We start from the raw sequence: 12,672 nt of genomic DNA on the forward strand, positions 1-12,672 counted from the left end.
CGCCCCCTTTCGTACTACGTGTACTATTATACATAGTACACTCAACAACGCAAGAAAAAAACGCCGTCCATCTGTCATGGACGACGCATTTTCTTTTTTCAGTTAAGCTTCCGGTTCGTTGAGCGTTGGCCCATAATGTTCCAGGAAGTAAATCAAGGTCTGTAGTTCCGTTGCCAAATCCACATTTTGTACCCGCACGTAGCTAGGCACCGAAATGCGAATCGGGGTGAAGTTCATGATCCCCTTAATCCCGGCTTTAACCAAATCATCGGTGATATGCTGGGCGGCATCAATTGGCACCGTCAAAATCACGATTTCAATCTGCTGATCTTTAATTTGCTTAATCATTTCATCCATGGGATAAATTGGTACCCCACTTTGAATGGTTCCGGCTAAATCAGGGTTGATATCGAATCCGGCACTAATCCGAATGTTGTTAGCCTGTCGAAAATTATAATTCAACAAGGCATGGCCAAGATTGCCGACACCAACCAGCCCGACATTAGTTAGCCGATCCTGATTCAGAATCTTTTTAAAGAATTTCAGCAAATCGTTGACGTCATAGCCGTAGCCGCGTTTGCCCAATGCACCGAAATAAGAAAAATCACGCCGAATCGTTGCCGAGTCAACTTTCACCGCGTCCGACAGTTCAGTTGAACTGATCTTGGTTGTCCCGGAATTCGCCAAGAAATTCAAATATCGGTAGTACACGGGTAGGCGTTTCGCCGTTGCTTTGGGGATGATTGTTTCCGCCATGTAAGCAAGCCTCCTGTAGAAGTATTCCCATGCAGAACATGTGAACTGTCCAACATAGTATCTTCTGCTAATATTAGCTGGTTTATGGCCTGAACGCAAGCGGATACATCTTCACAAGCATATTTTATTGTGCGAATGCATCATCAGGGAACGCACGCCCATGAACAAAACTATGGTATATTAGGTTTTAACGATTATTGTGAAAGAAGGTATTCCTGTGATCATTTTGCAGGCACAACAAGTTAGCCGCAGCTTCAATGGCAACGAATTATTTGCCAATGTGAATCTTGAAGTCCAAGATGGCGCGCGCATCGGCCTTGTTGGCCCCAACGGGATTGGTAAAACCACCCTGCTGGAAATCCTGACTGGGATCGCGCCACCGGATAGCGGTCAGGTGACGACCATGAAGAATCTATCCATTGGCTATTTGGCCCAAAACTCTGGCCTTGATTCGGATAAAACGATTTTCAAAGAAATGTTGACGGTCTTCGCCCCGCTGCAGGCAATGGCGCGACAAATCCATACTTTAGAGGCCAAACTCGGCGATCCTAAACTCATTGCGGACAAGCCGGCGTTTGCCGCAACCATGAAACAGTACGATCAGCTGCAACACGATTTTAATGAGCAAAACGGTTATGGCTATGAGGCCGAAATCCGTTCGGTCCTCCATGGCTTCCAGTTTGGTGAAGACACTTACGACAAGCCGGTCGGCACCTTGTCCGGCGGCGAACGTTCCCGTCTGGCTTTGGCCAAGCTCCTGCTGGAAAAGCATGACCTGATCATCCTCGACGAGCCAACCAACCACCTTGATATCGAAACACTCAGCTGGTTGGAAGGCTATCTCAAAACTTACCCCGGCGCCATTTTAACGGTCAGCCACGATCAATATTTTCTTGATCACGTGGTCACCGAAATTTACGAACTGGATCACCACCACGCGACCCATTACAAAACCAATTACAGCGGATATCTCAAGCAAAAGGCTGAGCGCCGGGCGCAGGCTTGGAAAGCGTACACCAAGCAGCAAGAAGAAATCGCCAAGCTCCAGGATTTCGTGGACAAGAATATTGTCCGCGCCAGCACCACCAAGCAGGCCCAAGCGCGCCGGAAACAATTGGAAAAAATGGATGTTCTGGAAAAACCGACTGGTGACGACAAAAGTGTGCATTTTAACTTCACGCCCAATCGTCCCAGCGGCAATGAAGTGCTCAAAGTCAACCAAGCAACGGTGGGGTACGTAGCTGATCACCCGATGGCCGGTCCTATCGATTTCCAAGTCAATAAATTCGATCGGATTGCCATTATCGGACCAAACGGGGTCGGTAAATCGACTTTACTCAAAAGTATTTTAGGCAAAATCCCGTTTCTGGCTGGATCGGCAAAATTCGGCGCTAACGTTGATGTCGGCTACTACGACCAGGAGATCCAACAACTCAATCCCAAAAATACCGTGATTGACGAAATCTGGGATGAGCACCCAATGATGCCGGAAAAAGATGTTCGTTCCGTTCTGGCTGCCTTTTTGTTCGGCCCAGACGATATTCAAAAGCCGGTCAGTGCCTTATCCGGCGGGCAAAAAGCGCGGCTGGAGTTGACCAAGTTAGCGCTCAAACATGATAATTTTCTGGTGCTTGATGAACCGACCAACCACTTGGACATCAACAGTAAGGAAGTCCTTGAACAGGCATTAAAAGATTTTAATGGCACCGTTTTGTTCGTGTCCCATGACCGTTACTTCATCAACGAACTGGCAACCAACGTCATTGCCATCGCCCCGACCGGCAGCACCACTTACCTCGGCAACTGGGACTATTATCAGGAAAAGCTGGCCGAGACCAAGGCAGAGGCCGAAGCTGCGGCTGCTGAACAGCCAACCGCCAAAACCGAAACCGCGGGCGCCACCTCGTATCAACAGTCCAAAGAAGATGCCCGCGCAACCCGTAAGTTACAGCGGGAAGTTGCTGACTTAGAGGCACAAATGCAGAAGCTTGGCGACCAAGCGACCACGATCCAAAAAGAAATGACTGCCCCCGATGTTTTGAGCGACTATGTTAAAATGCAAAAGCTGCAAACCAAGCTCGAAGAAGTTCAAAAACAAACCACGGACGTTGAGAATGCTTGGGAAGAAAAAAGCATTCAGCTTGAAGACATGGAAACTGCCGACAAGTAGGCTGCGAAAATTAGCCCCCGATCAAGATCAATTAACCGCAAAAAAGCTGGTACTGGAATACCCACTTGTTTCCGGTGCCAGCTTTTTTATATTTTTTAATTGCTACGTTTAAACTTTTTGATCCAGCAACCCGATTGCCTGCTGTAAAACTTTCTCGCCATCCATCATCCCATAGGCTTTCATGTCAATAACGGCCATCGGAATTTTTTTAGCGTCGGCTTTGGCTTTGAACTGACTTTCCATGAAACGGACTTGCGGGCCGAGCATCAGTACCGAAACTGGCTCGGATGCCAGTTTATTGTCGGCATCGGCGGCTGCGGTGGCAAAAACATCAACGTCCATACCGTCTGCTGCAGCTGCTTTTTTCATTCGCTGCACCAACATTGAGGTGGACATACCGGCGGAGCACACTAACATAATTGTTTTTTCAGCCATGGGAATCATCCTTTCGTTAACAAACTTATCGATAAGTTAAGTTTAACTAAATCAACGAACCCCCGTCAACGAAAGTGCTGATGATTCACTCATGGCCCTAAGCATGGGCAAAGCTCAGGCCCGGATTCGCATTGAGATTCTCGGAGGCAAGGTGGCGCTTCGCCAATTCAATGTGTGCGGCTGCGCCGATCATGGCACCGTTATCGCCGGTTAAGCGCAACGGCGGAACGATTACGTCCACATCCGGAAAATGCACGGCCAGCGCTTCGTTCATGGCTTCTTTGAGTCCTTGATTGGCTGCTACCCCGCCAGCGACAATCAGCTGTTTGACCGGATAGTTTGTCAGGGCTTTCTGGGTTTTGTGAACCAGCACATCCACCACCGCAGCCTGGAAACTGGCCGCAAGATCTTCGCGACTTAGCGTTTCACCGATTTGATCGGCATGATGCACCGTATTGATCACAGCGGACTTCAAGCCGCTGAAACTGAAGTCCAGGTTATCCTCTTTATCCATGGCACGCGGAAAATGGAAGGTATCGTGACCCAAGTGTGCCAAACGATCGACTTCTTTCCCTGCCGGATATGGGATGCCCAGAATCCGTCCCACTTTGTCATAGGCTTCACCAGCGGCATCATCCCGGGTATCACCAATAATCTCGAACTCACCAGCAGCTTTCATGTAAACCAGCTCGGTATGGCCACCAGAAACCGCCAGTGCCAATAATGGATAAATTAGCGGCTTAACAAAGCGGGCGGCGTAAATATGCCCAGCCATATGATTGACCGGAATGAGCGGTAAGTGATGGGCATAAGCAATCGTTTTGGCAGCTGTCACGCCGATCAGCAGTGCGCCAACCAGACCCGGGCCGTATGTGACTGCTACGGCCGTTAAGTCGGTATAGGTCACCCCAGCTTCTTTTAGTGCTGCGTCTGTTACCAGCGTAATCTGTTCGACATGGTGCCGACTGGCGACTTCCGGAACGACGCCGCCAAAACGCTGGTGGCTCTTGATTTGCGTCGCGATAATATTCGATAAAATTTTGTTACCATTTTCAACGACAGCCACACTGGTTTCGTCGCAGCTGCTTTCAAATGCTAAGATCAATTCCCTTGCTGCCACATTGTTCTCCTCTACAAACATGATGGTTCCAGATGTTACGGCAAAGGCCGATACATATCCAGTGCATCATCGTGATTGCTGACATAATAACCTTTTTTTACTTTGCCATCTTGAAAACCGAGCGAGTGATAAAGCCGCTTGGCAATGTCATTATTTGTTCTAACCTCAAGCGTGACCTTTTCACTGCCGTATTCAATGGCCCGGCCAATCATAAACTGCATCAAAAAGCGACCCAGCCCCATATGCTGGTAAGCTGGATCAACGGCAATATTGGTAACGTGAGCCTCACTCATTGTAAACCACGTGCCAATCAACGCAACCATCTGACCGGCGTCTTCAACGGCAAGATACAACGAATGGCGCACTTTGCGTAATTCAGAGAAAAACGCATAGCGATCCCACGGCGTATCATGATAAATCCGCCGCTCGATTGCCAACGCTGCGTCAACATCAGCCTCCGTCATGCGTCGTAATAAATATTCCTTATTCCGGACAGTGATCGTCCGCGGTTCAAACTGCAGTTCATCAGGCGTCGTGCGGTCAAACCACGACCTAAACTTTCTCAACATAAACATCATGTCCTTTGCCGGGATGCGCCTTAAGCCAGTTGTTTTCGGCTTCCGTTAAGCGTAAATAGCGCGGCACAAAATCATAGACAGAAACCGGTGGTAAATCTTTGCCTAGCTGACCCAGTCGTAACGCTTGCGGCAGATTTAACCAATCTGGGGCAAAATGAGCCAAACCGCCCAATGCCTCGATAATCTGTCCGCGAAACATCGCTGCATCGGATCCGACAAAGATGACCGGCTGCCGCAACGTTGTCAACTCGGTGAGTAAAAGCGTCAGCGGAACGTGACGATCCGTGACCACATTGATCAGTTGGCCTTTGTCCCACTGGTAAACACCTGTGAAGACATTGTTGCGCCGTGCATTCATAATCGGCACAATCATGGCTTTGGTGTCTGTGATATTCGCCGCTAACACTTCCAGGCTGGAGACACCGACCAATGCGATGTTCAGCGTATATGCCAGGGTTTTCCCGGTAGTCACGGCAATGCGGATGCCCGTGTAGGAACCCGGACCGTCCGCAACAATAATTTTATCAAGATCTTCAGGTTGCAAGCCACTTGCCGCAACCAAATCGTCAATCGTTGGTAATAACTGTTCACTATGAGTCCGCTCATGATTAATGGTCGTCTGCGCCAATAACCGATCATTGTCCAACACGGCAACCGACATCGCCTCATTTGAGGTATCAAGTGCTAATAATCGCATAATTCAGGCCTCCCTTCGGCGATACAATCATGGCAATAGTTTATCACAAATGGCCTTAGAGCGTGAGTGGTATATTCGTGCGGCTGCATACAGGCCGCTAGCAGCCCGCCTCTCACCGAACCAAACGAACCCCAAGCATGACCCTCAACTACAAGGATAACCACGCTTCGCCGGGATTAGGCAGTTCCCCGTTCAACGCCGCAAGCAAAATGAGAATGCTACCAATCATTAAAAGAATCTGTAATAGAATCTTAAGCCATAAGCGTTGATGAATGATATTTTCCGGCGTCCAGTACAAGTCCGCGGCACTCTGGATCCCGGTCGCCTCGTTGGCAGCCAGCAGCTGATCATGCAACCATTTTGCCAGCCACATCCAGGCAAACCCGGCAACGACCGCACTGATGGCCAGTACCCACAACGCTTGATTGCGCGTGGTTAAATAATCTGCCGTAAAAATATATAATCGCCTAATAAGCGGCAAGTGACTCAGTTCGTTGTAAAACTGATTCCCAATCGCAAAAGCGAACGCTAAGCCGCTGATCCAACTGCCTGTCAGTCCGACACGGCGGATCTGCTGCGCCAAAGCATTTTCACGATATAAGTTGCGGACATACGTTTTCCGGCCAGTACGTACCTGATTCGGGTACATCATCTTGTGCGTCGTCAGCTGCATAGCGACAATTTTACGCTCCAAGGACCACGCCCATAAACCGGTTCCGGCCAATGCGACCGCGATCAGACCAAGCAATAAAAGATCCATCGTCCGCCTTCCTTTCCAGAAACTTTGATTCGCCTATTTTAGCAATTAATCCAGTGAGTGACCAGTTAGACGAATCAGATGGCTCTCATAGAAAACGCGTTCTCTGGCGCAGAAGTCTGCGTGTAAGGACCTTGGTCGCAATGGCCAAAGCCCGGCCATTACGCCCAAGGCCACTTACACTCCGACTTCTAACCGCGCCAGTTCACGCTCTCAAAAAAGCAGCAGCAACCTTCTCAGTCACCTAGAAGATGACCGAGAAACTTGCCACTGCTTATCTAAACGTTTTTTAAAAGACAATCGTCAATTAAAGATGCGGCCGAATCCGTTCGACGGCTTTTAACGTCCCATAAGACAGTGCCGTCTGGATCGGTAACATGACCACGTTCTTAATCGTTCGTGGCCAGATAATTCCCTGCCAAGGCGTCCCCATCATGTTCAGCCACAGCGTTGTCAAAATGACATTACTGATCAGCAACACCAACCCGACACCAAGTAACGTCCGCATAACCGTTACCTTCTTGCCGTGGAAGAACATGCCGTAAATCATCGCAGCAATTGCGGCACTAAGCGTGAACCCGGGAAAATTGGCGCCCGGATTGAAGACCATAATCGACAACTGGTCATTCAAAGCAGCGGCACCCGCGGCCAGCCATGGTCCGAAATAATACCCCATCAAAATGGTGGCGAAAAATGCCGGACTGATCTTAAGCCATGGCGTACCAAAAGAAAAACGGCCCAAAACAATCTGCATCGCCATCAACATGGCCATATACACGATATTCCGGGTGGAAAGCTTGGGACTACTGAACGATAAAACTTGCATAAGCTGCAATCTCCTTTTTTGCGGAGACGCCTAAATATCAGGCGAATGCGGCATCTGCACCGCGACTTTCGTCTTCGTCTGCCGTTCACATTCCGTTCCAGCAGCACTTAACGCGCAGATTCCTACTCCTAGATTTTGGCACGAGTTCTATCGTACACCGAAAGTTAACCAAAAGAAACCCCTTGAACGTTCGCATCAGCACTTAAAGGCAGGCTCAACCATTGACGCCATCGTGAAAATTATCTCACGACTTTCTCGGTATTTTTTAGCGCTACACCAAGTCTGCTACCAGATTGGTCCGCTAAAATGATGCCTCGTAAGCAAATTTTTCTTAGTTGCTCAAAACTCCCTGACAAAGGGATTCCCTCAAAGGCGGTGTACTCAGAATTTTGGGTACGCCGCCAATTTTATGTGAGCGTGAGCCAGCGCGCTTAGGAGTCGGAGTGTAAGCGGCCTTGGGCGTGATGGCCCGGGCTTAGGCCATCACGCCCAAGGCCCTTACACGCAAACTCCTCCGCCGGCGAACGCGTCATGGTGAACGCGTTATGGGCGTAAGAACACCATAACCCACCAAATACTGCAACAATCTCACTTCCCGCATAGACTTGCACTCAAAACTCCGTATAATAAGTCTCGATAACCTTTGAAAGGAAGCTTTGACCGTGACTAAACATATTCTCGTTTTACATACTGGCGGCACCATCTCCATGACCGAAACCAGAGACGGCGACATCATGCCCAGCAAGCATAATCCATTGCTCGGCGCCGATAGTTTTGTGCCAGCCGGCGTCGAACTGACTAGTGAGGAGATTTTTAATCTACCATCGCCGCACATGACTCCGGAGCGGATGCTCACCTTAGTCAAACGCATCCGCCAAGCGGAAAAAGACGGCGCTGACGGGGTGGTCGTCACCCACGGTACGGATACTTTAGAAGAAACCGCCTATTTTTTGGATCTCACCCTGGATTCCGCCATGCCGGTCGTTGTCACCGGCGCCATGCGTTCCAGTAACGAAATTGGCAGCGATGGGCTAGAAAATCTGCAAAGCGCGATTAAAACCGCTGCCAGCGACGAGTCGCGGAACAAGGGCACCTTGGTCGTGATGAATGATGAAATCCATACCGCCCGTTTTGTGACCAAAACCCACACCACCAACGTCGCAACTTTTCGGACGCCGACATTCGGGCCGGTTGGGCTTGTCACCAAAGATGGTGTGCGTTTCTTCCAAGAGTTGATCAACCAGGAAGTCTGTGCCATTGACCACCTTGTCGACCACGTCTTCTTGATCAAGGCATACGCAGGAATGGACGGCACGTTGTTTGACGCGCTCCCGGAAAACATCCACGGTCTGACCATTGAAGCACTCGGCGCCGGTAATCTCCCACCAGCCACCTTGCCGGCTATCCAGCGGCTACTAGACCGGCACGTGCCGATCGTGCTGGTCTCCCGCTGCTTCAATGGGGTTGCTCAAGCCGTCTACAATTACGAAGGCGGCGGCGTCCAGCTCAAAAAAATGGGCATCATCTTCTGTCAGGGACTCAACGGCCAGAAAGCGCGCATCAAGCTGCAAGTTGGTCTGAGTGATGGCAAACGCGGCCAAGCGCTCGCTGACTTCGTTGATAATGCCGTGAGTTAATTGAGCTAATGAATGAAAAGCAGTTCTAGGCGACAGATTTTGTCCCTAGAACTGCTTTTTTGGCACTTTAGCATGAGTCATACAAAACTTACGCTTTAAAATCATCCCAAATCATCTGGGCCTCGGCGTTCACTTCACCATCGGTAATAACCCGATGTAAGGTTCGCATGGGGTCATCCGGATCAGCCTGAAATTGGGCTTTTGGACTCGTCCCATACGCCACTTCGCGCTCGTAACGAATGTCGGCACCTCGCAAGGTATGTGAACTCAAAAAGTCATAGCCAAGGCTATTTTCCATCCACTCCAGATAATGGGCATTGTTCACATGGCCATTGCTGTCAATGTCAAAATAGCGCACATGAAACGTCTCTTCGCCATCCGGTTGATCAACCTTCTTGAATCGCGGGAACCGTTTGATTTTGCGATCGGAAACCGCACCAACCCGTTCAACAAGCTCAGGAATAACGTCAACGATCTTACGCGTGCGCAAGTCCATAATGACCCAATTGCTGCTGACGGAAACAAGCCGGTTACCTTGCGCATCGTCAATCCAGTAATCACGGTAAGTAAAATATTTATTGTAAGTCGTAGCTTCGGTCCCGACCCGCAGCAGTTCTTCGATTTTTGGCATACGTTGGATTTCCATGTGATATTGGGTGATCACCCAACCTGCGTGGAATTCACTGATGGCATCAATGCCGGCATGCAGCTTCTCCAACTGACGTTCAGACACTTCTAGCATCACATTCATCGTATTGGCTAAGCCCGCACGGCCAAACCGATCACCCAGAAAGCCTGGAATGCGATAATCTTCTTCATAGACTTTTCCCATGAAAATCCCTTCTCTTTCGTTTCGACTTGTTTCTGTTAGTCGGTGCTCAAGCGCGCGTACTGGCGCTGGTTCACGCTCTCCCTTAAACGCGCTCACTGGCGCAGAAGTCTGCGTGTAAGGACCTCAGGCATAATGGCCTTAGCCCGGGCCATCACACCTGAGGCCACTTACACTCCGACTTCTAACCGCGCCGGTTCACGCTTCTCCCTAATTCGTGATAAGCATCATACACCACTTGTTTAGCAACCCCGTTTTGCTTGGCGACCAGCTTGATCGCTGCATTCGGTTTGGCGCCGGTGGCAACGATGGCGGCCACTTGGTCTTTGAACGGTGCCGCGCTTTTGACAACTGGCTTATCCGGTGCTCCTGCTACCATGATCACAAATTCGCCTTTCAACTCATTCTCGGCATACGTTTGCAGTTCCGTGATCGTCCCGCGGATAAAGGTTTCGAACTTTTTGGTCAATTCTCGCGCCAAAACGGCCTGGCGATCACCGAACGCTTCCAACATCGCAGCAAGGGTTTTCCCGACCCGATGTGGGCTTTCATAGAACAAAAGCGTTGCCGGTTCAGTCGCCAACTTGGCCAAAATGCGTTGCTTTTCGCCGGCTTTGCGCGGTAGAAACCCATAAAACAAAAATGGCTGTGGCGCCAATCCGGAGGCAATCAAGGCCGTTGTCGCAGCATTGGCCCCTGGTAGCGGAACCACCGGCACACCATGTTCAATCGCCGCATGGACCAATTCCTTACCGGGATCGGAAATCGACGGCATCCCCGCGTCACTCACCTGAGCAATCGTCTGCCCGGCCTCCAGTTTCGCCAACAACTCCGGAATGCGCATTTGGGTATTATGTTCGTGAAATGAAATGGTTTTGGTCGTAATCGCAAAATGATTCAACAACATCTGCGTATGGCGCGTATCTTCCGCGGCAATTAAATCAGCCGTTTTCAAAATTGCCACCGCCCGAAAAGTCATATCGTCCAGATTTCCGATCGGCGTCGGCACCAGATACAAAGTCCCGGTGGTATGCGACCCAAAGCTTCGTCGCTGCTCCAAATCAATTCTCCCCATAAATAATATCAAGACAAAAGGCGCATGGCTCGTCATTAACCCGGCGCTGGCCATAAAACATCGGGCAAACGTGGAATCCTTCATTGTAGAGGCTTTCCAGGTTCTGCTTCGACTTGGATAACTCGACGCCGCCATCGCTGGTTTTGTTGTCATCTTTTTCCAGCTCTGCCAGGTGCTGACGCAGATGCTTATTCTCGATTTCAAGTTCCGCGTTACATTCTAGCGTCTCCGCCATATCGTCTTTCATCGCCGCAATTTCCTTGAGCATCTGCTGGGCGTGTTTCTCAAGGACTAAGAAACCATCGTACAGTTCTTTCTTTTCCACAAGATCACCCTTCTAAGAGTTTAAGCATTAACTGTTCTGTTGCCGACTGAAACGTCACATTCTGGCTCAAGCGCACCTGCGCCGTTAAAATGGCCTGCAAATCATCGGTCAGTTGCCGACTCGATAACTTCGCCAACGCAGCAACCGCCGGGATATCCAGCTGTTGCGTCGCCGCAATTTCAAAATGGCGATTCAAGGCATCGGCATACGCCAAGCCGATCAGCGCTAAAATCTGACGTTGTGCCGCAGCATCCTTGGCAACCGGTAACAATTGGGTCTGCACCCGCACAAAGCTTTCAGGATCATGGTCAGCCAAACGGTCCAACAACTGAAACACGCGATTGACCCGATCCTGGAAGTCCTCGGCAGTCAATAATTCCTGAGCTTCGCTGACATTACCGGTTAACCGGCCAGCCACCCGCGCCAATTGCGGATTGGCACCGTCTTCTTCTAATTTGGCAATCACCGCTTGCCGATCAGGGCTTTGGAACGTAATCACCTGCGCCCGCGATAAAATCGTTGGCAAAAGTTGATTTTTCGATGATGCAGTGAGAATCACCGTCATGCCCGGCACTGGTTCTTCAAAAAACTTCAGCAGCGAATTAGCCGCTCCTGCCGTCATTTTATCAGCATCTTCAACGATAAACACGCGGCGGTTGCCTTCCACACCGGTTTTGCTCATTTCCTGTTTCAAGTTGCGAATATCATCCACCTTAATGCTTTGGGTACTGGTTTTGAGCACCATCACATCCGGGTGATTGTGATTCAAAATACGTTCACACTCAGGACATTCGCCACAAGGAGCACCGTCTTGGACATTTTGGCAAAATAGGCGCAAGGCAATCCATTCAGCCAGTTCCAACTTACCGGCACCTTTTGGCCCCACAAACAAATAGGATTGGGCCAGTTGCTTGCGGTCAATGATTCGGGCAAATTGGGCGACTAACTTAGGCTGCAACGAATCAATCAAAAACTTAGCCATTAGAAGCGGTGAAAAGATTCAATCGGCAAGACAAAGACGGTGGCGCCGCCGACTTGAACCTCAACTGGATAAGCCATGGAACTGTCTGATGTCGCATCAAGATTAACCGGCGGCGTCATAAACTGTTGCCGGGTCTGCGAGGTTTCCTTGATAATCTTCAACACGTCATCGACCCGTTCATCCGCAACCCCGATGATAAACGTCGTATTCCCCGCCTTCAGAAAGCCGCCCGTGGTGGACAACTTGGTCGCCTGAATGTTGGCATCAATAAATTGACTGCTGAGTAAGTTACTATCTTTATCTTGAACAATTGCGAGAATGAGTTTCATGTGTCTTTTGCCTCCTTGTGAGAGTGAGCGTGAGCCAGCCCGGTTAGAAACCGGAGTGTAAGCGGCCTTGAGCATGATGGCCCGGGCTTAGGCCATTGCGCTCAAGGTCCTTACACGCAGGTTTCTGGGCTGGCGAACGCGTTATGGTGAGCATGC

Annotated in this window: 14 protein-coding genes and 1 riboswitch; of the genes, 2 read left to right on the top strand and 12 right to left on the bottom strand. The window is 49.9% G+C overall.

Annotation, left to right across the window (positions count from 1 at the left end; all coding sequences use genetic code 11):
* Positions 1–102 precede the first annotated feature (102 nt).
* Positions 103–756 (bottom strand): redox-sensing transcriptional repressor Rex, encoded by a 654-nt coding sequence (locus LBCZ_RS10405; RefSeq protein WP_010491991.1) that lies wholly within the window; start codon positions 754–756, stop codon positions 103–105.
* A 217-nt stretch (positions 757–973) separates the two neighbouring features.
* Between LBCZ_RS10405 and LBCZ_RS10410 the strand changes: the two genes are divergently transcribed.
* Positions 974–2,926, top strand: a complete 1,953-nt coding sequence (locus LBCZ_RS10410; RefSeq protein ID WP_039639296.1) for an ABC-F family ATP-binding cassette domain-containing protein — start codon at positions 974–976, stop codon at positions 2,924–2,926.
* A gap of 108 nt (positions 2,927–3,034) precedes the next feature.
* On the opposite strand, the gene LBCZ_RS10415 is transcribed toward LBCZ_RS10410, so the two are convergent.
* The 6 genes from LBCZ_RS10415 to LBCZ_RS10440 all read right to left on the bottom strand — a co-directional run bounded on the left by LBCZ_RS10415 (position 3,035) and on the right by LBCZ_RS10440 (position 7,339).
* A complete protein-coding gene (locus LBCZ_RS10415; RefSeq protein WP_010491995.1) occupies positions 3,035–3,361 on the bottom strand; it encodes a PTS sugar transporter subunit IIB in 327 nt (108 codons plus the stop codon).
* A gap of 97 nt (positions 3,362–3,458) precedes the next feature.
* Positions 3,459–4,481: a tRNA (adenosine(37)-N6)-threonylcarbamoyltransferase complex transferase subunit TsaD gene (gene tsaD / locus LBCZ_RS10420; protein ID WP_025012725.1), complete on the bottom strand. Its 1,023-nt coding sequence runs from the start codon at positions 4,479–4,481 to the stop codon at positions 3,459–3,461.
* A 35-nt stretch (positions 4,482–4,516) separates the two neighbouring features.
* Positions 4,517–5,050: a ribosomal protein S18-alanine N-acetyltransferase gene (gene rimI, locus LBCZ_RS10425; RefSeq protein ID WP_025012724.1), complete on the bottom strand. Its 534-nt coding sequence runs from the start codon at positions 5,048–5,050 to the stop codon at positions 4,517–4,519.
* Positions 5,034–5,756, bottom strand: coding sequence for a tRNA (adenosine(37)-N6)-threonylcarbamoyltransferase complex dimerization subunit type 1 TsaB (gene tsaB / locus LBCZ_RS10430; protein ID WP_010492002.1), 723 nt, complete (start codon positions 5,754–5,756; stop codon positions 5,034–5,036). Before tsaB ends, rimI begins: the two co-directional genes overlap by 17 nt.
* A gap of 148 nt (positions 5,757–5,904) precedes the next feature.
* Positions 5,905–6,516, bottom strand: a complete 612-nt coding sequence (locus tag LBCZ_RS10435) for a hypothetical protein (RefSeq protein WP_025012723.1) — start codon at positions 6,514–6,516, stop codon at positions 5,905–5,907.
* A gap of 304 nt (positions 6,517–6,820) precedes the next feature.
* Positions 6,821–7,339, bottom strand: a complete 519-nt coding sequence (locus LBCZ_RS10440) for a folate family ECF transporter S component (protein ID WP_039639299.1) — start codon at positions 7,337–7,339, stop codon at positions 6,821–6,823.
* A 37-nt stretch (positions 7,340–7,376) separates the two neighbouring features.
* Positions 7,377–7,471, bottom strand: a riboswitch (THF riboswitch).
* A 524-nt stretch (positions 7,472–7,995) separates the two neighbouring features.
* Here LBCZ_RS10440 and LBCZ_RS10445 point away from each other — a divergent pair.
* Positions 7,996–8,976, top strand: a complete 981-nt coding sequence (locus LBCZ_RS10445) for an asparaginase (protein WP_025012722.1) — start codon at positions 7,996–7,998, stop codon at positions 8,974–8,976.
* 88 nt (positions 8,977–9,064) lie between these two features.
* On the opposite strand, the gene LBCZ_RS10450 is transcribed toward LBCZ_RS10445, so the two are convergent.
* From LBCZ_RS10450 to LBCZ_RS10470, 5 genes are all read right to left on the bottom strand, one after another.
* Entirely contained in the window at positions 9,065–9,808 is a 744-nt protein-coding gene (locus LBCZ_RS10450; RefSeq protein ID WP_039639301.1) for an acyl-[acyl-carrier-protein] thioesterase, read from the bottom strand.
* A 181-nt stretch (positions 9,809–9,989) separates the two neighbouring features.
* Complete coding sequence (gene rsmI, locus LBCZ_RS10455; protein WP_025012720.1) at positions 9,990–10,865, bottom strand: 16S rRNA (cytidine(1402)-2'-O)-methyltransferase; 876 nt, start codon at positions 10,863–10,865, stop codon at positions 9,990–9,992.
* 1 nt (position 10,866) lies between these two features.
* A complete protein-coding gene (locus LBCZ_RS10460; RefSeq protein WP_025012719.1) occupies positions 10,867–11,205 on the bottom strand; it encodes a DNA replication initiation control protein YabA in 339 nt (112 codons plus the stop codon).
* A gap of 4 nt (positions 11,206–11,209) precedes the next feature.
* Positions 11,210–12,187 (bottom strand): DNA polymerase III subunit delta', encoded by a 978-nt coding sequence (gene holB / locus LBCZ_RS10465; RefSeq protein ID WP_025012718.1) that lies wholly within the window; start codon positions 12,185–12,187, stop codon positions 11,210–11,212.
* Positions 12,187–12,516, bottom strand: coding sequence for a cyclic-di-AMP receptor (locus tag LBCZ_RS10470; protein ID WP_010492028.1), 330 nt, complete (start codon positions 12,514–12,516; stop codon positions 12,187–12,189). Before LBCZ_RS10470 ends, holB begins: the two co-directional genes overlap by 1 nt.
* Positions 12,517–12,672: the final 156 nt, after the last annotated feature.

Source organism: Lacticaseibacillus casei DSM 20011 = JCM 1134 = ATCC 393, from assembly GCF_000829055.1.
GTDB lineage: Bacteria > Bacillota > Bacilli > Lactobacillales > Lactobacillaceae > Lacticaseibacillus > Lacticaseibacillus casei.